The sequence below is a fragment of the Exiguobacterium alkaliphilum 12/1 genome (genome assembly GCF_000714435.1).
Lineage (GTDB): Bacteria > Bacillota > Bacilli > Exiguobacteriales > Exiguobacteriaceae > Exiguobacterium > Exiguobacterium alkaliphilum.
Genome location: NZ_JJMW01000019.1, coordinates 309,909 through 336,136 on the forward strand (window position 1 = coordinate 309,909; position 26,228 = coordinate 336,136).

Sequence of the window (26,228 nt, forward strand, 5' to 3'; positions counted from 1 at the left end):
TTCACATTGTTGTCACGCACAAAATCGGAAAATCGGTGTATTCTATGAATGTGAAGGAAAGCACAAACTCTTCTTGAACCAACTGATTGCCCCGTGCTCTCCATCAAGTCAAACTTATCAGCTCTCATTCATGAGGAGGAAACCAACATGGCAGTTAAAGAGAAAGCAGTAGTAGAGACATCAGCAGAACAGATGGTCGACACGCTCGTCACACAAGCGCATAAAGCGCTCGATACGTTGATGACGTTCGACCAAGAGAAGATCGATGCGATCGTTCAAGCGATGGCGCTCGCCGGACTCGAACAGCACGTCGCTCTCGCAAAACATGCATATGAAGAAACAGGTCGTGGTGTATTTGAAGACAAGATGATCAAAAACATCTTCGCGACAGAATATATTTACAACTCGCTCCGTGGCGAGAAGACGGTCGGCGTCATCGAAGACGACGAGCAAAACGGCATCACGTACATCGCCGAGCCGGTCGGTGTCGTCGCTGGGGTCACACCGGTGACGAACCCGACGTCAACGACGATGTTTAAAGCAATCATCGCCATCAAGACGCGTAACCCGATCATCTTCGGTTTCCACCCGTCGGCACAACAGTGTTCAAGCGAAGCGGCACGCATCCTTCGTGATGCAGCCATCGAAGCTGGCGCACCGGAACACTTGATTCAATGGGTCGAAAAACCGTCACTCGACGCGACGAAAGCACTCATGAACCACCCAGGCGTCGCCATGGTCCTCGCAACAGGTGGAGCGGCGATGGTCAAATCGGCTTACTCGACTGGTAAACCGGCCCTCGGTGTCGGACCAGGTAACGTACCTGCTTATATCGACAAAACAGCAAAAGTGAAACGTGCCATCTCGGACGTTATCTTGTCGAAAACGTTCGATAACGGTATGATCTGTGCGTCTGAACAAGCGATTATCGTCGACCAAGAAGTGTATGAAGAAGTGAAAGCGGAAATGACGGCACTCGGCTGCTACTTCTGCTCACCAGAAGAGAAAGCGAAACTCGAGACACTCGTCATCAAAACAGACTCATGTGCGGTCAACCCGGAAATCGTCGGGAAGCCGGCAGCCTGGATCGCCGAGAAAGCTGGACTCACAGTCCCGGCCGATACAAAAATCTTAATCGCCGAACTCGAGACGGTCGGTGCGACAGAACTTCTCTCACATGAAAAATTAAGCCCGGTGCTCGGTGCGTATAAAGTCCAATCGCGTGAAGAAGGGTTCGCCATCGCTGAGAAGATGCTTGAAATCGGCGGCCTCGGTCATACGGCAGCGATTCACTCGACAGACGAGGACGCCATTATCGCGTTCGGACTCCGGATGAAAGCTTGCCGCATCATCGTCAACTCGCCAACGGCACACGGCGGGATCGGTGACCTCTATAACGAAATGACACCGTCGCTCACGCTCGGTTGTGGGTCGTACGGGAAAAACTCCGTCTCTGAGAACGTGACGGCGAAACATCTACTCAACGTGAAAAAGGTGGCGAGACGTCGCGTGAACATGCAATGGTTTAAAGTCCCTGAAAAGATTTACTTTGAGAAAAACTCAGTCCAGTACCTTCAATCGCTCACATCGAAAAAACGGGCGATGATCGTCACGGATGAAATGATGGTCAAACTCGGATTTGCCGATAAAGTCGTCAAAAACTTGCCTGCTGGCGTCGAGTACCGCATCTTCGACCAAGTCGAGCCAGACCCATCCGTTGAGACGGTCATGCGCGGTGCCGAAGCGATGCGTCACTTCCAACCAGATATGATTATCGCGCTCGGTGGCGGTTCGCCGATGGATGCCGCGAAAGGCATGTGGCTCTTCTACGAACGCCCAGAAGAGAAGTTCTCGAACCTTCGCCAAAAATTCATGGATATCCGCAAACGGACGTACAAGTTCCCGACGCTCGGCAACAAGTCGATGTTCGTCGCCATCCCGACAACATCAGGTACGGGTTCTGAAGTGACACCGTTCACGGTCATCACAGATAAGAAGAAAAACGTGAAGTACCCGATTGCTGACTACGCGATCACACCGGACGTCGCCATCGTCGACCCTGAGTTCGTCATGACGGTCCCAGCGTCGATCACGGCCGATACAGGAATGGACGTGTTGACACACGCCATCGAAGCGTACGTCTCAGTCATGGCTAACGATTATACAGACGGACTTGCGCTCCGTTCGATGAAGATGATTTTCGATTACCTCCCGAAAGCGTATGAGAACGGAAGTGACGCCGAAGCCCGTCAGAAAGTCCACAACGCATCGACAATGGCGGGTATGGCGTTCGCGAACGCGTTCCTCGGCATCAACCACTCGATCGCACATAAAATCGGTGGCGAGTTCCACGTCCCGCACGGACGGACGAACGCGATTCTCATGCCACACGTCATCCGCTACAACGCGACACGACCATCGAAACTCGCGGCGTTCCCGAAATATGAGTCGTTCATCGCCGACGAGCGTTACGCAGAAATCGCGCGCTACCTCGGACTTCCAGCGAGCACGACGGAAGAAGGCGTCGAGTCACTCATCCAAGCTGTCATCGAGCTCGGTCAGCGCTTGAACATCAAGCTCTCGTTCAAAGCACAAGGCATCAAAAAAGCGGACCTCGACGCGAAAGTCGACAAGATGGCGGTCGACGCGTTCGAAGATCAATGTACGACGGCCAACCCGAAAATGCCGCTCGTTGAAGAATTGAAAGAGATCATGTACGCTGCTTACGAAGGCGTATAACCAACACAGGCGACCACTCAAACGAGTGGCCGCCTTTTTTCATTCGAGCAGGGAGAGTCCCATGAACAAGACGATGATGAGTAAAGCGATGACGTTGAACCAGACGACAAACTTGATGGCGATCTCGGCCCACCTTTTTTCTTTTAGCCCAAAATAGAGCAGGATCGCATACAAAATGAGACCACCGACGAGTCGGTATGGGGAAGAGGCGTCAGAACCGATGTCATATGCATGTTGCACCGTATTGAGTAGAGTGAGGAGGATGAAGGCGTACATGTAGCGTCTTTCTTTTCGTTTTTGATTCCATTGAACCGGATTCATAGGGAGTACCAACCTTCTTGAAATGATTCTCGCTTTACCGAGTGGGCGATTGTAGGAAGAAGCGGAACGAATACATGGAGCCGTTCAGTCCATGACGAAAGACTTAAAGTGAAAAAATATATTGAATTTCGTAAAAAATTAAATTCAAATTCTTAAAAAACGTATCTATAATAATATATGCCAAGTTATCCATTCTTTACAATTTCTTGGTCGAAATTATTTATTAGTATTGGAGATACGTTATATGAACACCTTCCTTAGTTTCATTTATGCGCTTTATGTCACGTTTTTATATGTGAACCCGCTCTCGCTCGATAGCCCGTATGAGACGGCCGAATATTTTGCCTCGTACGACCGTCATGTCGATAGTTGGGAAAATGCGGAGCTGTTTGAATCGCTCGGTGTCGATCTTGATTTGAACATGGATCGCCTTATGCACGACGCCCCGTTCCAAACGTTTTATACGGACGTCACGATAGGAGATGAGCTGTTCGACGGATACTCGTCGATGAGGGTGGAAGAACCGATTCAAGGTGACGTCATCCACATCGAATGGGACGCACCGATTCCTGACGTGACCGACAAAATCGTCGTCTTGCCGATGACCGAGGCGTCATTTGAGGCGCGGGATGACGCGTATCACCTTGACCATTATGGTGAGGTGCTCAATGATGAGGCGGCGAATCGTTACTTGACGAAATTGAAAGAAGCGGGAGCAGCCGGTTACTTAATCACGCCTCATCCAGATGCTCAGGATGAGTTCGGATTCGTCCATGTGTCGGCTTGGCTACGTTTTAATGGAACCGGCGTCGGGACTGAAACGGCCGAGATGCTGACGGATGGCCAAACCGTGACGATCGAACCGTATGAATCGGAAATGCCCTATACGGAATTCGTTCAGACCGGGACGACAGATGAGGAAGTGATTGTGATGGCACGACTCGATAGCAGTGGATACGGGGACCATGCGTTAACTGGCCTCGGTGGTGCCTCGATTCTGTATCAAGTCATTCAAGCGATGGATGACGTCAAGACGAAGGCGACGATTCGCTACGTCTTTTTGAACGGGTACGGGGAAGGGTACGAGGCGAGCACGCATTACCTTGGCATGTTGGAAGAGCGCGACGTGACAACGAGAACCGTCATGTTGCTTGACTTGATTGGGACAGGGGATACGGACCGCTTCGTCAAAACGCACGGCATGAAGTCGTATCCGTTCATGGACAGTGCAGCGTTTGAAGATGTCGAAGTGAGAAGTTTAGGGGTGTCGATTTTAGACGAATATCGACAAGCCGGCATCGATGTCATCTCGATGAACGATTCGCTCACAGCGAGCCAGGATGTTTTTACCGAGGACGACACGATCGATCGGCTATCGGATGACGCGATGCGCGAGCATGTAGACTGGTTAGTCGAGTGGTTAACGACACAATAAACGAATGAAGGACTGTAGACGATACATGGTCTACGGTCCTTTTTACTCATTAGACTTCTAGGGACGAGTAATTTTGAAGCGAGTTATCCAAGCGATGATGGTATATGTCGTGACCGTCAGAAGTTTGCGCAGTTGTGCATAAATCGTAATTCAAATCTGTACATTGATTACATAATAATGGAAACATGGTACGCTCGTTTGTAGGGATTGAGGTTCAAAAATCTAACTGATGAAAGGATGAGACAAATGAAAGATACAATTCAAATATATAAGCTGACGATGCTCACGATCATCGCGATCAGCAGCGGCTATATCGCTTGGCACGTCGATGAGCTGATCAATGCATTACTTCATATTTCCTCCGCACTACAAGCGTTGACCTAATCCATTTATATTTCTTGAATCATAGTTAGAGCTCGGTCAAAGACGTCTGCATGGACAAAGTATGCTAGAAAAGTTCCATCGCCCGCAATGCAAGGAATAGATAATATAGCGTCGGGATGAACGTGAGCACCAACCCCATCGATTTCGTTCGTTGCTTGAATTGCAACAGGAACCCAATCGTCCACAGCAGGAACCATAACATGAAATACCAGCGATAGTCTGGCGTGTCCGTTTCGGCTATGCCTGGACCGCTCAACCAAAGTGAACAGGCCAACACAAACAAACCGGATAGGACGTTCCAGCCATACCGAACCATTTTTTCGAACATTCTCTCATTCCTCTCGTAATTTGACTTGTCGTCTCCATCAGATGACGCTATGTGTTCTTTCGACAAATGGTAGTATTATCCTTTTAACTTATACAATCAAAGAAGAGGGATGGGGATGCCCCACCTGTCCGTTCATCAGTTTTGCTCGATACGTCTCGTGATGTCCGGTATGATGAAAGAGGAGGCGATACGATGGAACAAAACTTAACGATTACAAGACCTTACGGTGAATTGATTGGAACACTGCAATTACATGACACGCCGCGAAAGACGGTCGTCATCTTGAGCGGGAGCGGACCGAGTGACCGCGATGGGAACATGGGTCCGTCGTCGTTCGGAACGTATAAAAAATTGGCAGAGGCCCTGTTCGAGATGGGCGTCAACGTCTTTCGATATGACAAACAAGGGATTGGCGAATCGGACGGCGACTTCAACAAAGTCGGGTTGCACGACTTGATCGACGATGCGATCGCCGTCGTCAATCAAGTCAAGCGTTTGCCAGAGGTGACCGACGTCGTCATTCTCGGTCATAGCGAAGGGGCGGTCATCGCACCGGCCGTTCAACTCGAGACGAAAGCGACGGGTTTGATTCTCTTAGCCGGATTTAACGACGCGTCGAAACAGATGTTTTTGCTTCAAGCCGATGCGCTCGCCAATGAGATCGGGTCCGTCAAAGGACTGAAAGGGATGTTTTATCGCTTGACCGGCGTCCCGGCGAAAGTGCGCAAACGGCAAGATGAATTGTTCGAACGCTCGCTGCGGACGAACGTCGCCTCATTCAAATTCCGAGGCCAAATCGTCAATGCGAAGTGGATTCGGGAGCACGCCTCGTATGACGTCCGCGAGCGGCTCGAGCACGTGCGTGTACCGGTCCTTGCCATCACCGGTGACCGTGACGTCCAAGTCCCGCCGGAACACGTTCATTCCGTCAGGACGAAAGGGGACGTTACGAGCGACATCTTGAAAGACATGAACCACTTGCTTGTCGAGCGGACCACGCCGCACTCGTTGCTTCAGTTGCATAAAGAATATCGTGATGCCATCGAGGCGCCGCTACACCCTGTTTTAATCCAAAAGATTGACGAATGGCTCCAAAAGCAACAATGAACAGTCAAAAACGGTCACTAGGTGACCGTTTTTTATGTTATAATTGTGACAATTAAAAAATAAATGAACGAATATGAATGTTTTTGATTGTTTTTTGAATGTAAACGCTTTATATTATAACTACGGAGGGAATATGATGTTAACGAAACAACGACATCAATTAATTTTGCAACGGTTATCGGAACAACGGATCGTCAAATTGAAAGAACTGGTCGAATTGACAGAAGCGTCAGAGTCGACGATTCGTCGTGATTTGACCGATCTTGAGGCAGAAGGTTATTTAGAACGGGTCCACGGTGGCGCCACGCTCGTCATTCACCCGGAAGAAGAACCGACGTTTGAAGAGAAGCGTGACCGTCACGTCGATGAGAAAGTCGCGATCGCACGGAAGGCCGCGACGTTCATCGAGGATGGGATGTCCGTCTACCTCGATGCCGGGACGACGACACAAGCGATGGTCCCGTTCTTAACCGGAAAACAAGTCATCGTCGTCACGAACAGTCTTCCGATTGCGAACGACTTGTTCGACCTCGATATTAAAACGTTCGTCATCGGTGGTGAACTAAAGCGTTCGACCCAGGCGCTCGTCGGCTATAACGCCCGCGAGAGCATGATGAACTATCGGGTCGACCTCGCATTTTTAGGCATCAACGGCGTCGACCTTGAAGCCGGTTATACGACACCGGATCCAGAAGAAGCCCTCGTCAAAAAAACGGCGATTGAACTCGCTCGTACGGCGTACATCTTGGCAGATGACTCGAAATTCGGGAAACGATCATTCAGTCGAGTCGCGCCGCTCGAGGCGGCGACGCTCGTCACACTGTCAGATGTCGCGTACGTCCGTTCAATCGAATCTACTACAAAGGTGGTGAACGCCCAATGATTTACACGTTAACGCTCAACCCTTCGATCGACTACTATGTCACGTTACCAGAAGTCGTGCTAGGAGAAGTGAATCGGATTCAAGAGACAACACAAACCGCAGGCGGCAAAGGAATCAACGTCGCGTTCGTCTTGCGTGAATATGATGTCGAGACGGTCGCGCTCGGTTTCGTCGGTGGATCGACCGGTGAATTTATTAAACAAGCGCTAAAAGACAAGGGTGTCCAAACGGACTTCATCGAAGTCGCGGGCGAGACCCGAATCAATGTCAAGATTCGGGCCAAAGAAGAGACGGAGCTCAATGCGAGCGGCCCCGTCATTCAAGATAGCGAGCTCGAACAGCTGACGAAGCAGTTCGAACACGTGAGCCCAGGTGACATCGTCGTCCTCGCGGGCAGCATCCCGGGCAACTTACCGAGCACGCTCTACCGGACGCTTGCCGAGAAGGTACGGGCCAACGGGGCCGAATTCGTCGTCGATACGACGAAGGAAGCGATGCTCGAAGTGTTGTCGCTCGAGCCGCTCATGATCAAACCGAACCATCACGAGCTCGGCGAACTGTTCGATACGGACATCGAGACGTTCGAACAGGCACTCCCCTTTGCGGAGAAGCTCGTCGAACGTGGAGCGCAGAACGTCATCGTCTCGTTCGCCGGTGACGGCGCGATGCTCGTCAACGCGAGCGGAGCCTATACGGCCAATACGCCGAACGGGAAGCTCGTCAACTCGGTCGGAGCCGGTGACTCGCTTGTCGCCGGGTTCGTCGCCAACATTCTCGACCACGACGCGTCGGAGGCGTTCCGCTATGCGGTGACGACCGGCAGCGCGTCTGCCTATACGTTTGGCCTCTGTACGAAACAAGACGTGGACCGCTTGGTCGGCGAAGTCGACGTCACCCCACTATCTCGATTGGAGGAAACAACATGAACATCACGGATCTGCTCAAAAAGGACACGATTCAATTGAATCTCGGCAGCCGTACGAAAGCCGACGTCATCGAAGAACTCGTCGACGTGCTCGACCGGGCCGGAAAACTTTCGGACCGGAACGGCTATCGTGACGCCATCCTGGCGCGTGAAGCGCAAAGCACGACCGGTCTCGGAGAAGGAATCGCGATTCCACACGCGAAGACGAAAGCGGTCAAAGAGCCGGCAATCGCGTTCGGACGCTCGGAAGGCATCGATTATGAGGCGCTTGACGGGCAAGACAGCCGCTTGTTCTTCATGATCGCAGCGGGTGAGCATGCGAACAATGAGCACTTGGAAACGTTATCGAAATTATCTGTCTTCCTTATGGACCCGAACTTCCAAGAACGCCTTTACGCTGCGACTTCTGCCGATGACGTCATTCGGGCCATCGAAGAGAAAGAAGCGGCTGAAGCGGCTCCGGTCGAAGCGAAAGCGGTGAACGAAGACGCGCCATACATTCTCGCTGTCACGGCTTGTCCGACAGGGATCGCGCACACGTACATGGCCGCCGATAGCTTGAAACAAAAAGCGGACGCGATGGGCGTCGAGATGAAAGTCGAGACGAACGGATCGACCGGAGTGAAAAATGAATTGACGTCGGCTGACATCGCGAAAGCGACAGCGATCATCGTCGCGGCGGACAAGGCGGTCGAGATGGACCGCTTCGCCGGCAAACACGTCATCGAAGTTCCGGTCGCCCAAGGGATCCGGAAACCGGAAGAATTGATTAACCGTGCCGTGAAGCAAGATGCGCCGGTTTATCAGTCGACTGGTAAATCTGGTGGCGAGAAAAAAGAACAGCGTACCGGTGTATACAAACACTTGATGAGCGGGGTCTCAGCGATGCTTCCCCTCGTCGTCGCGGGTGGTCTCTTGATCGCACTCAGCTTCTTCTGGGGCATCAACTCGGCGAATCCGGACGATCCGTCATACAACGAATTTGCCGCACAACTCATGACGATCGGTGGCGCCGCTTTCGGGTTCCTCGTTCCAGTCCTTGCCGGTTTCATCGCGATGTCCATCGCCGACCGTCCGGGTCTTGCACCAGGTCTCGTCGCCGGTTTCCTCGCAAGTGAGGGTGGGGCAGGGTTCCTCGGTGGTCTCATCGCCGGTTTCCTCGCAGGTTATGTCGTCGTGTTCTTAAAGCGTGCGCTCGCGAATTTGCCGGCCTCACTTGAAGGAATCAAGCCAGTTCTCTTGTTCCCGCTACTCGGTTCATTCATCTCAGGGATGATCATGTTACTCGTCGTCAACGAACCGATTGCCGCGTTCATGACATGGCTCATGGAAGTGCTCAACGGCATGAGCGGTGCGAACGCCGTCTTGCTCGGCGTCATCGTCGGAGGCATGATGGCAGTCGATATGGGTGGTCCGATCAACAAGACCGCCTACGTCTTCGGTACAGCAGCCCTCACGGCCGGAAACCAGGAAGTCATGGCGGCTGTCATGGCCGGTGGGATGGTCCCGCCACTTCTCGTCGCACTCGCATCGACTGTGTTCGCACGTCAGAAGTTCTCGAAACAAGAGCGTGAGGCAGGGAAGACCGCCTACGTCATGGGTGCATCCTTCATCACGGAAGCGGCCATCCCGTTCGCAGCGGCTGACCCGATTCGCGTCTTGCCGTCAGCGATTCTCGGATCTGCCATCGCCGGTGGATTGTCAGCATTCTTCGCCATCCAATTGCCTGCACCGCACGGCGGCATCTTCGTCTTCCCACTCCTTGAAGGAGCCGGAAACGTCGTCATGAGCATGGGGCTTTACGCACTTGCGATTCTCGCTGGTGCCTTGATTGGAGCACTCCTCCTTTCATTCTTGAAAAAACCACTTACGACTGCGACCGCTACACCTACACCGAAACAAGACGTCGCGTAAGATGAACGACCGTGGACAGACCACGGTCGTTTTTTGTCGCTAAATTGTCTTTGGATTTGCTTGGCTAATGGATTGCAAGGTGGCGATTTGTGGTAAAATACTTGTAAAACTTGTGCTAGGAGGGGGCCGAGATGATTATACGAGTAGCTGAACCGAAAGATGCGTATGGAATCGCACGCGTCCGAGTGAACGGTTGGCGGACGACGTATCGGGGCATCGTGCCGACCGATTTTCTATTGAAGTTGTCATCGAACGCGGTTGAGTGGGCCGAGAAGGTCCGCGACGCCCTCTCGCAACGGGAAGTGGACGGATATGTCGCCGTCGTCGATGAAGAAATTGTCGGCTTCGTCCTTTACGGCGCAGAGCGGACAGGGAAGTATCCAGACCATTCGAATGAAGTGTACGCCATCTACGTGCTCGAAGAACATCAAGGGAACGGTCTCGGCTCACGTTTGCTCGAGAAGGCAGTCGAAGCGATGAGTAGCTCAGGGATGATCATCTGGGCGCTCGAGTTGAACCCGTATCGCTCGTTTTACGAGCAAAAACAAGGCGAAGTGATTGACGAAAAAGAGCGCACGTTCGGGGAAATCGCGCTTCGCGAAGTCGCCTACGGGTGGACGAAGGCCAATTATGATGCCATTATCGGTGCTTGAACGGACGTGACCTCGTTGTCGCGTCTTTTTTGACGACTTCCAATCAAAAGGAGAAGATGACTGGATGTATATATACAGTGTGACGAAATACAATCCTGACACGAGAGGGAAGATTGACGAATGGATCGATATGTCATGCATCGGTGACACGTATGACGGGATTGTCTTCACGCTTGAAGAATATCTACGTGTGGAAGCCAATTACATTGAAGCGATTGAGCGAATCATGGATGATTTGGGCGTGAAAACGTTGACCGTCTCCTACCTTGAGCGACGTTTCCATGACTATGCGTATCACCCTTCTTCAAGACGTGCGTTCAATGCGCTCTATCCGATTCGAATGAGAGACATGCGTAAAAAAATGAAGACAGGCAACGTCCTATCGCGGCGTCACATCCCGAACATACTACGACTCATGTTAAGGAATGGGCTATACGCCGAGTTAGAACATAAGACGGAAGGCTCAGACGAAGCGTATATGTTCAAAGTGTTCATCGGATACGACTACATGATGGGTGTTCATTCAGCGGTTGATCTCTCGTCACTTCAAGACGAGTTGCGCCAGTTGGCTATGTATCTTGAAGACTAAAGGGGGGGAGGGGAACAGCGTATGAATACGATTCAGTTGAAGTTTCATTTCGAGCGCGAGACGAACCAACAGACAGCTCGCGACGTATTAAACATCATGACGGACTATGGTCTAGTCATAGACAAATTAGGTTTCTATGAGCCGATCAACACCCCGTTTACAATTGAAACGTTTCTAAGCATGTGGATGGACGGCCTTGACGGTCATTTTCTTTTTTATTGGCTCTCTCAAGCAAAGGAAAAGCTGGATAGCGTTTCATACACGAGGTGAGGGTCTGCCTGGTAGCTTTTATGTAGCTGTAAACCTCTCTGAAGCCCACTTCCATGAGCGGCCGGACGAGTGGGTTTTATTTTTTAAAGCGCTGTGCGACGCGCTAACGCCATACCGGGCCTTCATAGCTAAGGAGACCGTGACGCACTATATGTATGAGTATGAAAAGGATGAAGCAATCTTCCTCAAACCAGACGAGGTCGAATGGTACAACTATTGGAGTGGCGATGTATTCAAACATTCTACATTGGAATCGGTCAAACGTTTTGATTGGGCTTCAATCGAAAAAACTTCATCTGGTCTCTATTGTCAGTTGATTAAAGACATCCGAGACGACAATTACATTCTTCGGGCTGAACAAGCGAGAGCAGGCTTGGGCGAAGGGTTGCTATTGAAAAGAAACCTTGATCTTGAACTGTTATATGAACTGAACTATCAAGCTACATTACACGGTATAGAATTGGAACGTCATACTATCGTCTCTTTTATAAAACATATAAAATACCAACCGTTAAAATCCTACGAAGAAATTGTCTCGGCATTCTTGCTATTTATAAACCGACATGGAAAAAGGCATAATTAGGCTCCACAAACACATCCTTTGCACCTGCGCGAGCAGGTGTTTTTGTCGTTTGTCGACTGCAAGCTGGAATGAAAAGGTTTTCAATTATGAATATTCTAACTAGCGAGAAGAATTTTAGTGAGGGTTATAAAGAAACACAGATTTTGTCCGATATTGTCAGTAACGTGACGAGCGATCGCTCGAGATTGGAGTTGTTTTATGAACCGAAAGTCAACACGCACGATCAGCATCAAACAGAAATTGATTATCATGTCTGCACTCGTTTTACTCGTTCCCTCTTTATTGATTGGACTTGTCGCCTATGGTCAGGCGAAACAGAAAATCAAAGATCAAATTTTGCAGTCTGCCCACTCGGGTGTGGAGCGGATGGATGTCGAGATCAACAATTTGATTGGTCCGATTAAAGGTGACGTCGATTTCTTTGCCGAGCGCATCGATGCGACGCTCTACGAGTCGGGAGGTGACAATCTGGCATTAGAAGAGAAGCTCCTCGAGTATTTGGCGACACATCCGAAAGTCACCAACATCTATTATGCCTCTGTCGAAGGCGAGATGACCATCTATCCTGAACAGACACTTCCGGATGACTACGACCCGCGGACGCGTCCGTGGTACGAGGCGGCCGAAGCGGCAGCTGGGCAAGTCGTCATCACCGACCCGTACGTCGACGCCGCGTCAGAGAAGATGATGGTCACCTTGTCGCGCGAAGCGACTGATGGACGAGGGGTCATCGCGGTCGATGTCGACGTCAATGACATCGCAGCCGTCGCGGCGAGCATTCAAATCGGGAAAGACGGCTATATCACGATTCTCGACCGGACTGAGCGGTTCGTCACCCATCCGACGCTCGCAGCTGGGGAAGAGGCATCGGGCGACTGGGTCGAACCGCTCTACAGCAAAGAGGCGGACAGCTTCGCCTATACGCTCGAAGGTGACGCGAAACAAATGGATTTCATGACGAACGGACTGACCGGTTGGAAAGTCGCCGGTACGCTTTACGAAGCCGAGATCGACCAAGAGACGGTCGGCATTTTGTGGACGACGCTCGCGGTCATCGCGGGGATGATTCTCATCGCGTCGGCTCTACTCTATTTCGTCATTCGCTCCATCGTTCGTCCGCTCAATCGTTTGACCGCCGGGGCCGCACGCATTCAACAAGGTGATTTGACGGAACAGATTCGGGTTGACTCAAACGACGAAATCGGGCGTGTATCCGAAAGTTTCAATGCGATGACCCAATCTTTGCGGACGATTGTTTCAAGACTTGATGCATCAATCGGTCAAGTGGCGGCATCGTCGCAAGAACTGATGGCCAATTCCGCTCAAAACACGGCGTCCTCTGAACAGATTGCCGGTGCGATTCAACAGATGGCGGCCGGGGCGGACGACTCAAAACGTCAACTTGACGATAATGCCGTCTCACTTCAAGCCATCACTTCGGGAATCATGCGCATCGCAGAGAGTTCGACGGACGTGTCAGAGCTCTCGCGCGAGACGGCGATGGAAGCAGAGGATGGGACCGCTGCCGTGACAGAGAACGTGGCCCAGATGCGCGCCATCGATACGTCGGTCGAATCTTTCGCTCACGTCATCGAGTCGCTGTCAGACCGCTCAAACGAGATTGGGAATATCGTCGACGTCATTAACGGAATCGCGGCGCAGACGAACTTGCTCGCCTTGAACGCAGCAATCGAGGCGGCCCGGGCCGGCGAGAACGGCAAAGGGTTCGCGGTCGTCGCGAGCGAGGTACGGAAGCTCGCCGAACAATCACAACAGTCGACGAAACAGATTGCCCATTTGATTGAACGCATCAAACAAGAGACCGAACAGTCGGTTGTCTTGATGAAAGAAGTGTCGGGTCATACGAAAGCAGGGCTCGAGACGACGGAGAACACAGCGGCCCGGTTCCATAAAATCATGGCCCGGACGCAAGCGATGACCCCGCGCATCGAGGACGTGACGGCGACGGTCGAAGAGATCGCCGCGAACGTCGAAGAAGTATCAGCTGCGGCGACACAAATCGCGCACATCGCCGATGAGAACTCGAGTGCCTCGAAGCAAGTGGCCGCGACGACCGAAGATCAACTCGGTTCGATGGAGGAAGTGTCACAATCCGCGAAAGCACTCGCCGATATGGCAGAAGAACTACAAGAACTCGTTTCACGATTCACGATTTAACGACAAAGCGTCGCGAACTCCAAACTCGGAGGATTGCGACGCCTTTTTTCATTGCTTGCTTGAGACTTGATTCCGACCGTGGTGTTTCGCCGCATATAACGCTTCGTCCGCGTCTTGTAACACTTGCTCGACCGATTTGCCGCCGGCGAACGAACTGACGCCGAACGAGCACGTTACGTGAGGGACTGGCCCGAACGGTTCGTCGTTCACGGTTTGGCGGAGCTTGTCGGCCAAACGGACCCCGTCGGCGAGTGAGGAATGCGGGGCGACGATTAAAAACTCTTCCCCGCCCCAGCGGCCAATCGCATCGGTCTTCCGGATGTTTCGTCGGAGTAGCTGGGCGATTGAGCGTAAGACGAGATCTCCTGTCGGGTGGCCGAACGTATCGTTGACGAGCTTGAAATAATCGATATCGAGCATGATGACCGCGGCATCCGTTGAGGCATCGGGACGCTCGGCCACGGCCATCAACAAGTCGCTCACTTTCTTACGGTTGTACAGTTCGGTCAACGGATCGAGGGAGGACAGCTGTTCCATCCGTTCTTCGTAACGCCGCTGCTCGGTCGCGTCTTCGAGCACGCCGACGCCTCCGGTCACGCGGTCGTTTTGGAAACTTGGCGACATCGTCGTCCGAAGGAAGCGGGCCTGCTCGTTCGAGCGATGGTGCCATCCGGCAAGACGGACCGTCTCGCCTGACAAGACGCGTTCTGCTGCCTCACTCAAATTCAATTGAACAGACGTGCATCGTTCAAATGAAGGGTAATCATGCACGGACAGACCGAGTAGTACGATGAACGCCTCGTTGTAGCTGATGATTCGGCCGGACCGGTCAAATGAGAACAGTCCGACCGGAAGTTCGTCCCATGAGGAAGGATCGATTCGTGCTGCAGTTGCTTCATGTTGGTCTCTAGGATCAGCCATAGGTGACATATGCGCGAACGCATACTTCCTCCTTTCCGAGTGGAAATTGAAAGCTTAGGACGTTCGTATTGATACTTTATACCCTGAATTGGAATTGGATTAGCTAAAAAGATAGAGAAATGTGCTGAATCTAAAAAACTGTCAAGGATTAGTCAAATCGAATACAAAAATTGAGGCACGTGCTGCTAGTCAATCAACGCAGAGAAAAAGAGGATGCGAACGAGGCACCCCCTTTTGTCTTAAGTTGAATCACGTAAAGATGTCGTCCTTATTTTGGAGGAGGATTGCGACCTGTCGTCTCACACGGGGAACGGAATCGTTTCGTTCGTACGCAGTCAACACCGGTTCGATTTCGTCGAGATGCGTCTCGAGGATGCGGGGCGATTGGGTGTCGACATACAACCCACCATGGCCTTCTACACAGCTGACCATCGCTTCAAGCGCGACTAAACTGAACGGCCGTCCACGTTCTAACCAGGCATTCATCCGATGCCACGTCGGCATGCTGACGGCAGCGAGTCTCGCCCAGTTCGAATCGAACGCGTCACAGTTTGACTCGATCCAATCGAGCACGTCAGGCGAACGGAAACGATATAAACATAAGAATGCGACACTCGGAAGTTCTTTCGGTTCAATCGCGTCCAACTTGTCGTAAACGCGTTTCAACCCTTCTTCGGTCGGTAGACTGGTCGCGGTCGCAGAAGCGAGTGAATCGAGTAGCTCTACGTCGACATCATGCCAGAGGCTGCGTACCCAGTCGGCTGCCGGTGTTTGGATGACGTCAGCGACGATTTCGAGCAGACGGGCCTTCACGTCGAGGTTTGCGGTCTGCTCATATCTTGTCTTCAAGGCATCGAGCAGCTCAAGCGCGTCGTGTTGCTTCAAAGCACTGATGACTTCGTCCTCGACATACCACCTCGTTACGGCAAACGAAAGGAGCGCCTCGACATTGGATTGGGCTTGCTCAAGCGAAGGGGGCAAGTCCTGTCTCGTCACGATGACTTCTGTTTCCGGTTGACACGCCGTGCCATCTTCATCGTATAAGTCGTCATGTAGCATCGGCTTAAACGATCCATGTACACTTGCCAAGTTGTACCACTCGATCGGGCGCAAGGCATAGTCCATCAGTCGTTCATGGCACGAGGCGCACAGACGGTACGGTTGAACCGGGTCATCGGTCGTCTCGATGACATCGACTGTTCGGTGCTGACAGGCTTCACATATGGATTGATTTGACAACATACTTCCTCCTATTCATTGTTCACTATTGAAAAGTCCGCTCTCCGATGAGAAGCGGACCATTCTGACATTATAAGATTGGACTGAGCAGGCGTGACACGCCTTCTCGCATCCGGACGGTCCATTTCCGTTCGGCGTAATCTTCGACCGTGTGGCGTCGGCTGACGGCAATATCTGACTCGAACAGCGAGGCGAGCTCGAGGGCGACTTGTTTGTCATAAATGAGGGCGTTCACTTCGAAATTCAAGCGGAAACTTCGGGCATCGAGGTTCGTCGTCCCGACCGTCGCAATCTCATCATCGACGACGAGCGTCTTCGCATGTAAGAAGCCTTGGTCGTACATATAGACGTTCGCCCCGTAATCGAGCAGCTCGCCGAGGAACGACAGCGACGCCCACATGACGAACGGATGGTCCGGTTTCCCGGGAATCATGATGTTCATCTCGACGCCGGAAAGGAGCGCCATCTTGCAGGCGTCCATGAAACTCGCGTCGGGGATGAAATATGGCGTCTGAATGATGACACGATGTTTCGCCGACATGATCATTTTGATCATCATGTTCTTCAAATGCTCCGTGTCCGAGTTCGGACCGCTCGTCACGATTTGCATCGGCGATTTGGTCGAGATGTCGTGCCGGGCAAAACAGAACGTGTTTTCCGGGTCGTGCTTATCGTGTCCTGAATAGTTCCAGTCCAAGATGAAACGGTGCTGCAGATGATAGACGACGTCACCCTCAACCCGGAGGTGGGTATCGCGCCAATACCCGAACTTCTCGACGAGGCCGAGATATTCGGTCCCGACGTTGAAACCGCCGACATACCCGATCTTCCCGTCGATGATGACGAGCTTGCGGTGGTTTCGGTTGTTCAGTTTGAAGTTGATGATTCCGAGCGTCGGTGGAAAGAAGACGCGGACCTCACCGTTATGGGCGATCAGTTCTTTAAAATCGGAGTTCCGCAAGCTGCGTGACCCGACGGCATCATACAATAGACGTACTTTGACGCCGGCCTTGGCGCGTTCGATCAATTCGTGGATGAGCGCCTTGCCGAGGGCGTCCCGCTGGATGATGTAATACTGGATATTGATTTCGGTCTCGGCGTTCCGGATGTCATCCATAAGCGCCTTGAATTTCTGTTCCCCATCATGTAAGATGGACGACTTGTTGTGGACGCTGACGAGTGATTTCGAGGAGCGTAGGTTCATCTCGAGCAGTTGCTCATACTTCTCGAATAACGGTTGCTGGAGCGCCGTCTCTTTCCGGCGCAATTGTTCGATTTGATTCTCGACTTGAAGCGAGTGGAACGAACGCTCCTCGACGCTCAAGTTGAAGAAGTTGTCTTTCTTCAATTGGCGTCCTAAAAACAAATAGACGATAAAGCCGAGAATCGGCAAGAAAAATAGGACGAGGAGCCACGCCCAGGTGGCCCCGACGTCACGGCGCTCGGCGAAGATGACAGCGAGCGCGAATAATAAGTTTAATCCAAGGACGACATACAATCCCCAGCTGATAATGACGGACCAATCCATAATCCACTCTCCTAACGACAATTTGAACATCTAGCATTATCATACCTCATTACGGGGAATAGTATGCTATCGAAACAAAGGGGGAGAAACAAGATGCATATAAAACTGGACTGGAAACAAGGAATGGCGTTCGAATCGATGACGCCATCGGGGCACCGGGTCACGCTTGACGCGGGGGAAGACGTCGGCGGATTGAACCTCGGTCCACGACCGACCGAGATGCTTTTACAGGCGACGGCCACATGCACCGGAATCGACATCGTCTCGATTCTTCATAAGATGCGGCTACCACTCGAGACGTTCGAGATGGAGATTGACGGCGTCCGGGCGACGGAACACCCGAAACGGTTCACGGCGATTCACCTTCTGTATGTGCTCAAAGGCGATATGCCCGAAGAACGCGTCCGCCGCGCCATCGAACTATCGGTCGACCGGTATTGCTCTGTCTCACACAGCTTGAACGCGACGTTCACGTACAGTTATCGGTTGAACGGGGGAGAGGTCGTCTTGTTCCGGGCGGATTAATGAAGCAAGATGGTTGAAATCGGTCAGACACGTCCGTTATATTGGTATTTCAAATACTGTATGACTAAGGAGGACGTTATGATTCGACTCGCGACGAAACGCGATGCCTCAAACATCGCGAATTTAATCGAACAACGAGCCGTAGCGCTAAATGAACAAGGAAGCGACCAATGGACGGAATATTTGGAGCAAGATTTGTTGAAACGGGTAGAGACCGACATCGCTAGCGGTGACGTTTATGTATATGAACAAGCAGATGCCATATTGGCCTCGATCGCCTTGCTTCCACCGGACGAGTGGGACCATGCCTTATGGGAAGATGGCGAGCGCGGTCAATATATTCACCGCATCGTCGTCAGCGAACAGTTGAAAGGGCAAGGGGTCGGACAACGGTTGATGCAACACGTCCTCGAAGAAGCGGACGGGGACGAGCCGATCCGTCTCGACTGTGTCGCAGACAACGCGTTTTTGAACGACTATTACCCCCGGTTCGGCTTCGTATATGTCGGCTCGAGGAATGGGTACAATACGTTTGAATACAAGCTCGAGGCGAGCGTCAGTGCATGAGAGGTCAAACGACCTCTCTTTTTGCTATACTAAAGGATGACCGATAGGAGGAGAGTACATGATCAACACGATTTTAGTCGGATTCGGATTCTCGGCGACGACGTTTCATTTACCTTTTTTAAAGGCGTTAGACGAATATAACGTGACGGGTGTCGTCTCATCACGGCCGGACGACGTGAAGCGCGAGTTACCAGATGTGACCGTGTACGAGTCACTCGAGGCGGCACTCGAGAGTGAGGCGACACTGTTCGTCATCACGACGCCGTCGCATCTACATAACGACATGGTCGAGGCGTGTTTAAAGGCCGGGAAAGACGTCCTCGTCGAAAAACCTGCGTTCTTGAGCGTCAAGGAAGGCGAGAAGCTCCGCGACCTTGAGGCGAACAGTCGAGGCATCGTCAACGTGTTCCATAATCGCCGGACGGACGGGGACTTCTTGACAGTCAAGGCGCTACTTGAAAAGGGGGAACTCGGGGACTGGAAAGTATTCGAGTCCCGATTTGACCGTTTCCGGCCCGCCGTCCGTGACCGGTGGCGGGAGAACGCAGGGCCTGGGTCGGGTATCTTGTTCGACCTCGGCAGTCATTTGATTGACCAAGCGCTCGTCTTGTTCGGTGTTCCAGACCGGGTGCAAGCGGACGTGATGATTCAACGCGACGGAGGGCAATCGGACGACGGCTTCTTCATCACGCTCCATCATGGAGAGAAGCGGGTGTATCTGCGCTCGAATCCGTTCATCGCCGGCGAGGCACCTCGTTTCGAGTTGCACGGGACAAAAGGAAGTTTCATCAAACATGGGCTCGACCCGCAAGAAGCGGCACTGCGGAATGGGAATCTGTCGCCGGACGTCCTCGAGACGGGAACGCTCAGCCAAGGCGAGACGAGTGCGGTCGCGATCGAGTCTGGTCGCTACACCGACTTTTACCGGGAACTCGCAGCTAGTTTTATCGCCCGCCGTCCGCTCGTCCCGCTAAGTGACGCGCTCTTGACGACACGAGTCATCGAGCTGGCCCGTTTGTCTTCAGACGAACAACGTACAATCGATTTCTAACCAAAAAATTCGACGTCCCGAGGGACGTCCGAATTTTTTATGCTGCTTCTTCTGCTTCAATCGTCTTCTCGCTTTGCGAGACGATCGGGAAGTTTTTAAAGAGCTTGCTACCGACGAGACCAGCGACAATCCCGATTCCGAACACGATGACGGCCGTTACCGTAACGGTTTGCCAATCGTTGAACCCGTACATGACGAGGAGTCCTGGAACACCTGCAGCCGAACCTGGTGCGTTGTTGACCATCCCGGTCATCGCGACGACGAGACCGGCCAAAGCGCCGCCGACAAAGTTGACGCTATAGATGGGAATCGGGTTGGCCGAGATGAGGTCGGCTTGCGTGAGCGGTTCGATAGCGACCGACAACTGATCTTTCTTCGTCCCGATGTTCAAACGTTTGAACAACAAGAAGTTCATTGAAATCGAGGCCGTTAAGGCGAGCGCGGCAATGGCCATCGGTACGCCTGTAAGGCCGAGCATAGCCGTCAAGGCCATCGAGCTGAGCGGTGACGTCGAGACGACCGTCACAATGCCGCCCAAGACGAGTCCCATAACAATCGGATTCTGTGTCGCCGCAAGTTCGATGACCGCCCCAATTTGGGCAAGCGTATTGGAGACGATCGGATCAATCCCAATGGCGACGAGTCGGGCGAGCGGCGCCATGATGATGACGTAGAAAATCATATCGACCCCGGCAGGCAAGTGTTTGTCGAGGCGACGCCCGAGCAGCCCGAGGATGTATCCGGCGAAGAATCCTGGCAAGATGCCGAATCCAGAGACGGAAAGTCCAAGCATGAGTGCATAGACCGGATTGATCCCGAGCGCGATGGCGACGAGCGCCGCTGCTGCCGGTCCGGAGAGCGAGCCGGCGGCTTGCCCGACTTCCTCATAGAGTGGAAGCGGTAAGAGTCCGCCGATGGCGTAGGCGTTGAACGCCTCGACTAAGAATGTGGCGATGGCCGCCCCGGCAAGCGCCCCCATCGCTTTCATGCCGAACGGAGCTTTGTAACTGAATAATGTAAAAAGTGCGAGAATCAATAGCAACAATGCTATCCCTTGAATGATCACCATGATGTTGTACCTCTTTCTCTCTGTTTGTATTTCTTCTATATTTAAACATCCCATCGCTCCTGTAAAGCCATTTCAACGAACTGACATAAGAAAGTTCGATGATAACGTTTCCAATGTGTCTTTTGGAAAATTATAGTCGGTCAGTAATGAAAATGTGCTGAAAAAAGTTGTGAAAATGTGTCAGGATGCGTTGGAGTGGGAAACAGGAAGTAGAAGTAGATTTAGATAGATGGAATTGAGGAGGAGAAGCAGAGATGGAGATCGAGAATCAGAAGTGGCACGCCCTCGAACCGGACCAGGTGAGGGAGCATCTCGAGACAGACGTCGACCACGGTCTCACGAATGAGGAAGTATCGAGTCGACAAGAAAAATACGGGAAGAACGTATTGCCCGAGAAGGAGAAGACGCCAGAAATCATCAAGTTTTTACGACAGTTCAATGACGTTCTCGTCTACGTCCTTCTCGGTGCAGCCGTCGTGACCGGATTTCTCGGTGAGTATATCGATACAATCGTCATCTTACTCGTCGTGACGATCATCGCGGTCGTCGGATATCTTCAGGAAAACAAAGCCGAACAGGCGCTTGAAGGAATAAAGAAACTACTGGAGACGAAAGCGAGCGTCATCCGTGACGGAAAACAAATTCAAGTCGACTCGAGCGACCTCGTCGTCGGCGACGTCATGGTGCTCGCTGCCGGAGATAAAGTTCCGGCCGACGCCCGCGTCGTCCAAGCCGAGAAATTTAAAGTGGAAGAATCCGCCTTGACCGGGGAAGCGACAACGGTCGAGAAAAAAATTAAAGTCGTACCGGAAGACGCGGTACTCGGTGACCGGAAAAACATGATTTACTCCGGAACGAGTGTCGCGACGGGCAGTGCGAAAGCACTCGTCACGTCCATCGGGGAAGGGACGGAACTCGGTCAAATCAACGCTTCGATCGCTGAAGTCGAGACCGTAAAAACGCCGCTTATCCGTCAGACGACGAAGTTCGGTCAAACGGTGTCAATCGCCATTCTCGTCATTTCAATCGCCATTTATGCATTCGGCTATTTCTTCCGCGATTATGACCCGATTGAACTGATGCTGACGACGATTGGTCTTGCCGTTGCCGCGATTCCAGAAGGATTACCGGCTGTCATCTCGATTATTCTCGCGCTCGGTGTCCGAAACATGGCCGAGAAGAAAGCAATCGTTCGAAGTCTACCATCGGTCGAGACGCTCGGTGCTGTCTCGGTCATTTGTACAGATAAGACGGGTACGTTGACGAAAAATGAGATGACCGTCAAACAAGTCGTGACGGCGAAACACGATATCGAAGTATCGGGAAGCGGATATGCACCAGACGGAGACCTTGAAATCAACGGTCAACCGTTCGATCTCGACGATGATGCTTCGATGGTTGATTTACTCACGGTCGGGAAGACGTGTAACGATGCTCAACTGTATCAAGAAGAAGGAAAATGGGTTGTCAACGGGGACCCGACCGAGGCGTGTCTGTTGACGCTCGCCGAGAAGGCCGAACAGCCGATTGAGCGGTTAAAAGTCATCTCGAAGATTCCGTTTGATTCAGAATATAAATATATGGCTACGCTCGTCGACTATAAAGAGGAGCGCATGATCTTTATCAAAGGCGCGCCGGATCGTCTGTTCGATATGGCCGAAGGGAACGATTTCGACCGGGCATATTGGGACGAAAAACGAAAAGAGATTGCCGACCGCGGTCAACGTGTTCTCGGGGGCGGGTTTAAACGTGTCGATGCTTCGAAAGACACGGTCGACCATGAAGATGTCGAAGATGGGGTGACCTTCCTCGGACTTTACGGCATCGTCGACCCGCCTCGTCCAGAAGCAATCGAAGCGGTCGCTGCTTGTCGGGATGCCGGCATCCGCATCAAGATGATCACCGGTGACCATAAAGATACGGCCGTCGCCATCGCCCGTGAACTTGGGATGGAAGTCGAAGGTGCGCTTGAAGGAAAAGAATTGACGAACATGTCTGACGAAGAGATTAAAGAAGCGTCGGTTCATAACGATGTCTTCGCACGGACGAGTCCGAACGATAAACTACGCCTCGTCAAAGGCCTCCAACAGAACGGGCTCATCACGTCGATGACGGGAGATGGGGTCAACGACGCGCCGGCCTTGAAGCGGGCCGATATCGGGGTCGCAATGGGGATTAAAGGGACAGAGGTCGCAAAAGAAGCCTCTCAGATGGTCCTTGTCGATGATAACTTTAAAACGATTTATAATGCCGTCCGTGAAGGACGCCGCGTCTATGACAACTTGAAGAAGACGATTTTGTTCCTATTGCCGACGAACGGTGGACAGGCGCTCCTCGTCGCGATGAGTATTTTGCTGGGAGCTTCCGCGCCGCTTAGTCCGGTCCAGATTTTATGGGTCAACATGGTCGTCGCCATCACGCTCTCGCTCGCGATCGCTTTCGAGCCGCTCGAGGAAAGCACGATGAAACGGCCACCGCGTCCGGCGAACGTGCCGCTCTTGAGTAAATATTATGTCTTCCGAATTATCTTCGTCTCGATCTTGATTGGGGGAGGTAGTCTCGCCATCAACTATCTGCTCGCCGATTACGATTTCTCGACGGCGAAGTTGCAGACGATTACGCTCAACACGATTGTCATGGCCCAGTTGTTCCACTTGTACAACTGTCGGACCGAGCTCGCGCCAGCGTTTAACCGTCACTTCTTTGACAACAAGATCGCATTCATTGTCTCCGGACTCTTGATTGCGCTCCAGTTGTTCATCACGTACGTGCCGTTCATGCATACGCTGTTCGGCACAGCCGCACTCGAGTTAAGTGACTGGCTCTTCCCGGTCGTGTTCGGTTTCATTGTCTTCGTGATTGTTGAAATTGAGAAAGCTATCTCGCGTCGCGTCATCGGAGATAAAAACATTCACTGACGTTTCAGAAGTGTAACGCGGTGGAAAGAATGAATTATCGAAAAGGAGGGTTGCTTTATGAAACGTGACGAATCACAGCCAGGGGTCCATCCAGACCCAGAGCCAGACGAACAATCCGATCCCGCTAAAAAACCGGCGCCGACACAACATCCTGACCCGGACCCGGAAGAAGATAACGAATAATTAAAAAGGAGAGGGCCTTCAATGAGGTCCTCTCCTTTTTGCGTTCATTTTTTCTTGACGGCTTTAAATTCATTCATGCGGTCAAACTCTTTTTCATTAAAGTATTCGACGATGACGAAGTCACCGACCGGACATTCCCAACGGTCTTTGGCGACTTGACACTCTTTTAAGCTGACGTTCTCTTCATACATATCGAGTTCGAGCATGTCTTTTAAGAATTGATCGACTTTCTTCTCCGGTACTTTGTGATACTCGCTGAGGATGACTTCCTCTTGTTTGTCGTTCGTATGAGTCATGACTTTAAAATAACGCATCGTTTCATTCCTACTTTCTCTTCCGTTCGATTCAAATGATTTCGTTTCAACGTCCATCATACCTTATTCGAACACATGAAGAAACACGAACACCCGGAACTGTTCCAGGAGTTCGTGTTTTACGAGTGTCGAGGGCGCTTTGTCGGCGCTTCGTTGAACGGCTGTTTGTGTCGGATAATGAGCCAGAACAACAATCCGAACAACGGGATGTACGGTAGCGGCCAAAGGCTCATCTTGTATCGTTTCGCATCGCGGTTCATGAGCGTGATTTGAATGCAGGCAAGTAAGAAGAAATCGACCGTCATGGTCCGGACGAACTGATTCTGTTCCACGTACGACCAATACGTCCCGACGTCACCCGTCGTCGCGGCTGCGATGAATAAGCCGATCGTCACGGCGAGCAACACGACCCCGAGTAATCGTGTCGGGAGCGGCTTGATCGGTGTCGGGTAGGGCGACTGCCGAGCAAAGGCTAAGTACGGGGCGATGAGAAAACCGCCGACGACGAAACCGGTCGCTGCAGGCAAGAGCGGATTCGGTCGTAATTGATTGACCTCCGACCAGAGGAGTGGGAACAAAGCGAGCGGATACACGCCTAGGATGCTGAATAAGGACAAAGAATAGCCCTCATATACATCTGTGTTATACGTTACAAAGTCGAGCAAAAACCGGCTCGAGAACGGCTCGTTTGGGCCGAGGACGGCGATGGCGATCGCGATGCCCCAAGGAATCAATAAAAACTTTCTCGTCATGCCAACACCTCACGTCTAGTACTGTTTCCCATAGTATACCCTGATTTTTAAGAACGAAAAATGAGAAAGTGTCATTAGACACTCTCTCACTGGTTCTCGCGTGCATAAGATTTAATCATCGTCACGAGCTGTTGCGTCTCTTCCGCGTTCGTATCAAGCATGATTCCGTAGTCATACAGGCTCCCCATCTGACTGCGGTGCCGTACATGGCCCGTCACTTCGATTGCTTGTAGCATCGGGACGAGGTCGAGGGTGACGGTCACCTTCAACCCTTCAGACAAAGGGAAGAGGTAGTCACAACGCAATTTCATACCGTGGGAGCTGATGTTCAACAACATCGCTTCGCCGTCATGCAATTCTTTGTCTTCCCATACGAGGCGGTACGGGATAAAACGAGGATTTGGTAGGATGTAGCGAAAAGTCTCTTGGCGTCGATAACGCATCAATTCACCTCATTTCTCTACTCCATGTATCGGCTGAACCAACCAAAAGTTGAAGGGTAGGGGCGACAATTTCCGGGAGGCACGGTTTACAGAAACGCAACGAGTTCCTATAATTGAGGCAAGGATTGGGTCGAAGGAGGGGATCGTGTGAACGTCAAGGAGTTACTGACACGTTACTCGATCGACGAACCCGTCGTTTATGTAAAGATGCACGGGGAGTGGGTCAGGATGGAACGCTTGCCACCTTACACCATACTCGAAGTCAGCACGACCGAAGACACCATTGAAGCACTCGCCATCGACGCCTACGTTGCGCTCGCCGTCTGTCGAGAGACGTCTACCGTCGAAGACGCAAGACCATATGCCGTCCGACTCAAGATTCGGACAAAGTAAAACGCCACGACTGCTC

General features: G+C 51.9%; 27 protein-coding genes. 18 read left to right on the forward strand and 9 right to left on the reverse strand.

The window, feature by feature from the left end:
- The first annotated feature begins 147 nt into the window (after positions 1–147).
- Positions 148–2,739, forward strand: coding sequence for a bifunctional acetaldehyde-CoA/alcohol dehydrogenase (gene adhE, locus RT52_RS04495; RefSeq protein WP_034815327.1), 2,592 nt, complete (start codon positions 148–150; stop codon positions 2,737–2,739).
- A gap of 39 nt (positions 2,740–2,778) precedes the next feature.
- Here adhE and RT52_RS04500 read toward each other — a convergent pair whose 3' ends face one another.
- Positions 2,779–3,015 carry a hypothetical protein gene (locus RT52_RS04500; protein WP_034815329.1) on the reverse strand — a complete coding sequence of 79 codons (237 nt, stop codon included), beginning with the start codon at positions 3,013–3,015 and terminating at the stop codon, positions 2,779–2,781.
- Between the two features lie 289 nt (positions 3,016–3,304).
- Here RT52_RS04500 and RT52_RS04505 point away from each other — a divergent pair, with 289 nt between their 5' ends.
- Together RT52_RS04505 and RT52_RS16305 are read left to right on the forward strand one after the other, a co-directional pair.
- Complete coding sequence (locus tag RT52_RS04505; protein ID WP_034815331.1) at positions 3,305–4,495, forward strand: M28 family peptidase; 1,191 nt, start codon at positions 3,305–3,307, stop codon at positions 4,493–4,495.
- Positions 4,496–4,741: 246 nt separating this feature from the next.
- Entirely contained in the window at positions 4,742–4,879 is a 138-nt protein-coding gene (locus tag RT52_RS16305; RefSeq protein ID WP_156028770.1) for a hypothetical protein, read from the forward strand.
- Between the two features lie 64 nt (positions 4,880–4,943).
- On the opposite strand, the gene RT52_RS04510 is transcribed toward RT52_RS16305, so the two are convergent.
- The gene (locus RT52_RS04510; protein WP_034804710.1) at positions 4,944–5,207 is read right to left on the reverse strand and encodes a hypothetical protein; all 264 of its coding nucleotides are present in this window, start codon (positions 5,205–5,207) and stop codon (positions 4,944–4,946) included.
- 192 nt (positions 5,208–5,399) lie between these two features.
- On the opposite strand from RT52_RS04510, the gene RT52_RS04515 reads away from it, so the two are divergent.
- The 9 genes from RT52_RS04515 to RT52_RS04555 all read left to right on the forward strand — a co-directional run bounded on the left by RT52_RS04515 (position 5,400) and on the right by RT52_RS04555 (position 14,309).
- The gene (locus RT52_RS04515) at positions 5,400–6,314 is read left to right on the forward strand and encodes an alpha/beta hydrolase (protein WP_034804707.1); all 915 of its coding nucleotides are present in this window, start codon (positions 5,400–5,402) and stop codon (positions 6,312–6,314) included.
- 136 nt (positions 6,315–6,450) lie between these two features.
- A complete protein-coding gene (locus RT52_RS04520; protein ID WP_034804704.1) occupies positions 6,451–7,197 on the forward strand; it encodes a DeoR/GlpR family DNA-binding transcription regulator in 747 nt (248 codons plus the stop codon).
- The gene (gene pfkB / locus RT52_RS04525) at positions 7,194–8,123 is read left to right on the forward strand and encodes a 1-phosphofructokinase (RefSeq protein ID WP_034804701.1); all 930 of its coding nucleotides are present in this window, start codon (positions 7,194–7,196) and stop codon (positions 8,121–8,123) included. Before RT52_RS04520 ends, pfkB begins: the two co-directional genes overlap by 4 nt.
- On the forward strand, positions 8,120–10,036 hold the full coding sequence (locus tag RT52_RS04530) for a PTS fructose transporter subunit IIABC (RefSeq protein ID WP_034804698.1): 1,917 nt from the start codon (positions 8,120–8,122) through the stop codon (positions 10,034–10,036). The genes pfkB and RT52_RS04530 overlap by 4 nt, the downstream gene beginning before the upstream one ends.
- Before the next feature lie 131 nt (positions 10,037–10,167).
- Positions 10,168–10,689 carry a GNAT family N-acetyltransferase gene (locus RT52_RS04535; RefSeq protein ID WP_034815332.1) on the forward strand — a complete coding sequence of 174 codons (522 nt, stop codon included), beginning with the start codon at positions 10,168–10,170 and terminating at the stop codon, positions 10,687–10,689.
- Between the two features lie 64 nt (positions 10,690–10,753).
- Positions 10,754–11,278: a hypothetical protein gene (locus RT52_RS04540; RefSeq protein ID WP_034815333.1), complete on the forward strand. Its 525-nt coding sequence runs from the start codon at positions 10,754–10,756 to the stop codon at positions 11,276–11,278.
- Positions 11,279–11,299: 21 nt separating this feature from the next.
- The gene (locus tag RT52_RS04545) at positions 11,300–11,548 is read left to right on the forward strand and encodes a hypothetical protein (protein WP_034815334.1); all 249 of its coding nucleotides are present in this window, start codon (positions 11,300–11,302) and stop codon (positions 11,546–11,548) included.
- A 151-nt stretch (positions 11,549–11,699) separates the two neighbouring features.
- The gene (locus tag RT52_RS04550) at positions 11,700–12,131 is read left to right on the forward strand and encodes a hypothetical protein (protein ID WP_034815335.1); all 432 of its coding nucleotides are present in this window, start codon (positions 11,700–11,702) and stop codon (positions 12,129–12,131) included.
- A gap of 198 nt (positions 12,132–12,329) precedes the next feature.
- Positions 12,330–14,309, forward strand: a complete 1,980-nt coding sequence (locus tag RT52_RS04555; protein ID WP_034815337.1) for a methyl-accepting chemotaxis protein — start codon at positions 12,330–12,332, stop codon at positions 14,307–14,309.
- A 48-nt stretch (positions 14,310–14,357) separates the two neighbouring features.
- Here RT52_RS04555 and RT52_RS15970 read toward each other — a convergent pair whose 3' ends face one another.
- The 3 genes from RT52_RS15970 to cls all read right to left on the reverse strand — a co-directional run bounded on the left by RT52_RS15970 (position 14,358) and on the right by cls (position 17,997).
- Positions 14,358–15,230: a GGDEF domain-containing protein gene (locus tag RT52_RS15970; protein WP_051690261.1), complete on the reverse strand. Its 873-nt coding sequence runs from the start codon at positions 15,228–15,230 to the stop codon at positions 14,358–14,360.
- Positions 15,231–15,479: 249 nt separating this feature from the next.
- Positions 15,480–16,472, reverse strand: a complete 993-nt coding sequence (locus tag RT52_RS04565) for a hypothetical protein (protein ID WP_034815338.1) — start codon at positions 16,470–16,472, stop codon at positions 15,480–15,482.
- 67 nt (positions 16,473–16,539) lie between these two features.
- Positions 16,540–17,997 (reverse strand): cardiolipin synthase, encoded by a 1,458-nt coding sequence (gene cls, locus RT52_RS04570; protein ID WP_034815339.1) that lies wholly within the window; start codon positions 17,995–17,997, stop codon positions 16,540–16,542.
- A gap of 93 nt (positions 17,998–18,090) precedes the next feature.
- Between cls and RT52_RS04575 the strand changes: the two genes are divergently transcribed.
- The 3 genes from RT52_RS04575 to RT52_RS04585 all read left to right on the forward strand — a co-directional run bounded on the left by RT52_RS04575 (position 18,091) and on the right by RT52_RS04585 (position 20,140).
- Positions 18,091–18,522, forward strand: coding sequence for an OsmC family protein (locus RT52_RS04575; RefSeq protein WP_034804689.1), 432 nt, complete (start codon positions 18,091–18,093; stop codon positions 18,520–18,522).
- A 78-nt stretch (positions 18,523–18,600) separates the two neighbouring features.
- Positions 18,601–19,089, forward strand: coding sequence for a GNAT family N-acetyltransferase (locus tag RT52_RS04580; RefSeq protein ID WP_034804688.1), 489 nt, complete (start codon positions 18,601–18,603; stop codon positions 19,087–19,089).
- Between the two features lie 58 nt (positions 19,090–19,147).
- Complete coding sequence (locus tag RT52_RS04585; protein WP_034815340.1) at positions 19,148–20,140, forward strand: Gfo/Idh/MocA family protein; 993 nt, start codon at positions 19,148–19,150, stop codon at positions 20,138–20,140.
- 37 nt (positions 20,141–20,177) lie between these two features.
- Here the strand turns inward: RT52_RS04585 and RT52_RS04590 are convergent, their stop codons facing one another.
- A complete protein-coding gene (locus RT52_RS04590) occupies positions 20,178–21,209 on the reverse strand; it encodes a PTS sugar transporter subunit IIC (protein WP_034815342.1) in 1,032 nt (343 codons plus the stop codon).
- A 254-nt stretch (positions 21,210–21,463) separates the two neighbouring features.
- Here RT52_RS04590 and RT52_RS04595 point away from each other — a divergent pair, with 254 nt between their 5' ends.
- Both RT52_RS04595 and RT52_RS17030 read left to right on the forward strand, forming a co-directional pair.
- Complete coding sequence (locus RT52_RS04595; RefSeq protein ID WP_034815344.1) at positions 21,464–24,127, forward strand: cation-transporting P-type ATPase; 2,664 nt, start codon at positions 21,464–21,466, stop codon at positions 24,125–24,127.
- Positions 24,128–24,184: 57 nt separating this feature from the next.
- Positions 24,185–24,310, forward strand: a complete 126-nt coding sequence (locus RT52_RS17030; RefSeq protein WP_034815346.1) for a hypothetical protein — start codon at positions 24,185–24,187, stop codon at positions 24,308–24,310.
- Between the two features lie 44 nt (positions 24,311–24,354).
- Here RT52_RS17030 and RT52_RS04605 read toward each other — a convergent pair whose 3' ends face one another.
- From RT52_RS04605 to RT52_RS04615, 3 genes are all read right to left on the reverse strand, one after another.
- Positions 24,355–24,624: a hypothetical protein gene (locus RT52_RS04605; RefSeq protein WP_235193371.1), complete on the reverse strand. Its 270-nt coding sequence runs from the start codon at positions 24,622–24,624 to the stop codon at positions 24,355–24,357.
- 119 nt (positions 24,625–24,743) lie between these two features.
- Positions 24,744–25,376 (reverse strand): hypothetical protein, encoded by a 633-nt coding sequence (locus RT52_RS04610; protein ID WP_034815349.1) that lies wholly within the window; start codon positions 25,374–25,376, stop codon positions 24,744–24,746.
- Between the two features lie 86 nt (positions 25,377–25,462).
- The gene (locus RT52_RS04615) at positions 25,463–25,819 is read right to left on the reverse strand and encodes a PilZ domain-containing protein (protein ID WP_034804675.1); all 357 of its coding nucleotides are present in this window, start codon (positions 25,817–25,819) and stop codon (positions 25,463–25,465) included.
- A gap of 147 nt (positions 25,820–25,966) precedes the next feature.
- On the opposite strand from RT52_RS04615, the gene RT52_RS04620 reads away from it, so the two are divergent.
- Positions 25,967–26,212, forward strand: coding sequence for a hypothetical protein (locus RT52_RS04620; RefSeq protein ID WP_034815351.1), 246 nt, complete (start codon positions 25,967–25,969; stop codon positions 26,210–26,212).
- Positions 26,213–26,228 lie beyond the last annotated feature (16 nt).

Excerpts from the sequence above, each read along its gene's own strand:
- adhE (WP_034815327.1), top strand. The coding sequence starts at position 148 with ATGGCAGTTAAAGAGAAAGCAGTAGTAGAGACATCAGCAGAACAGATG.
- RT52_RS04500 (WP_034815329.1), bottom strand. The coding sequence starts at position 3,015 with ATGTACGCCTTCATCCTCCTCACTCTACTCAATACGGTGCAACATGCA.
- RT52_RS04505 (WP_034815331.1), top strand. The coding sequence starts at position 3,305 with ATGAACACCTTCCTTAGTTTCATTTATGCGCTTTATGTCACGTTTTTA.
- RT52_RS16305 (WP_156028770.1), top strand. The coding sequence starts at position 4,742 with ATGAAAGATACAATTCAAATATATAAGCTGACGATGCTCACGATCATC.
- RT52_RS04510 (WP_034804710.1), bottom strand. The coding sequence starts at position 5,207 with ATGTTCGAAAAAATGGTTCGGTATGGCTGGAACGTCCTATCCGGTTTG.
- RT52_RS04515 (WP_034804707.1), top strand. The coding sequence starts at position 5,400 with ATGGAACAAAACTTAACGATTACAAGACCTTACGGTGAATTGATTGGA.
- RT52_RS04520 (WP_034804704.1), top strand. The coding sequence starts at position 6,451 with ATGTTAACGAAACAACGACATCAATTAATTTTGCAACGGTTATCGGAA.
- pfkB (WP_034804701.1), top strand. The coding sequence starts at position 7,194 with ATGATTTACACGTTAACGCTCAACCCTTCGATCGACTACTATGTCACG.
- RT52_RS04530 (WP_034804698.1), top strand. The coding sequence starts at position 8,120 with ATGAACATCACGGATCTGCTCAAAAAGGACACGATTCAATTGAATCTC.
- RT52_RS04535 (WP_034815332.1), top strand. The coding sequence starts at position 10,168 with ATGATTATACGAGTAGCTGAACCGAAAGATGCGTATGGAATCGCACGC.
- RT52_RS04540 (WP_034815333.1), top strand. The coding sequence starts at position 10,754 with ATGTATATATACAGTGTGACGAAATACAATCCTGACACGAGAGGGAAG.
- RT52_RS04545 (WP_034815334.1), top strand. The coding sequence starts at position 11,300 with ATGAATACGATTCAGTTGAAGTTTCATTTCGAGCGCGAGACGAACCAA.
- RT52_RS04550 (WP_034815335.1), top strand. The coding sequence starts at position 11,700 with ATGTATGAGTATGAAAAGGATGAAGCAATCTTCCTCAAACCAGACGAG.
- RT52_RS04555 (WP_034815337.1), top strand. The coding sequence starts at position 12,330 with ATGAACCGAAAGTCAACACGCACGATCAGCATCAAACAGAAATTGATT.
- RT52_RS15970 (WP_051690261.1), bottom strand. The coding sequence starts at position 15,230 with ATGGCTGATCCTAGAGACCAACATGAAGCAACTGCAGCACGAATCGAT.
- RT52_RS04565 (WP_034815338.1), bottom strand. The coding sequence starts at position 16,472 with ATGTTGTCAAATCAATCCATATGTGAAGCCTGTCAGCACCGAACAGTC.
- cls (WP_034815339.1), bottom strand. The coding sequence starts at position 17,997 with ATGGATTGGTCCGTCATTATCAGCTGGGGATTGTATGTCGTCCTTGGA.
- RT52_RS04575 (WP_034804689.1), top strand. The coding sequence starts at position 18,091 with ATGCATATAAAACTGGACTGGAAACAAGGAATGGCGTTCGAATCGATG.
- RT52_RS04580 (WP_034804688.1), top strand. The coding sequence starts at position 18,601 with ATGATTCGACTCGCGACGAAACGCGATGCCTCAAACATCGCGAATTTA.
- RT52_RS04585 (WP_034815340.1), top strand. The coding sequence starts at position 19,148 with ATGATCAACACGATTTTAGTCGGATTCGGATTCTCGGCGACGACGTTT.
- RT52_RS04590 (WP_034815342.1), bottom strand. The coding sequence starts at position 21,209 with ATGGTGATCATTCAAGGGATAGCATTGTTGCTATTGATTCTCGCACTT.
- RT52_RS04595 (WP_034815344.1), top strand. The coding sequence starts at position 21,464 with ATGGAGATCGAGAATCAGAAGTGGCACGCCCTCGAACCGGACCAGGTG.
- RT52_RS17030 (WP_034815346.1), top strand. The coding sequence starts at position 24,185 with ATGAAACGTGACGAATCACAGCCAGGGGTCCATCCAGACCCAGAGCCA.
- RT52_RS04605 (WP_235193371.1), bottom strand. The coding sequence starts at position 24,624 with ATGCGTTATTTTAAAGTCATGACTCATACGAACGACAAACAAGAGGAA.
- RT52_RS04610 (WP_034815349.1), bottom strand. The coding sequence starts at position 25,376 with ATGACGAGAAAGTTTTTATTGATTCCTTGGGGCATCGCGATCGCCATC.
- RT52_RS04615 (WP_034804675.1), bottom strand. The coding sequence starts at position 25,819 with ATGCGTTATCGACGCCAAGAGACTTTTCGCTACATCCTACCAAATCCT.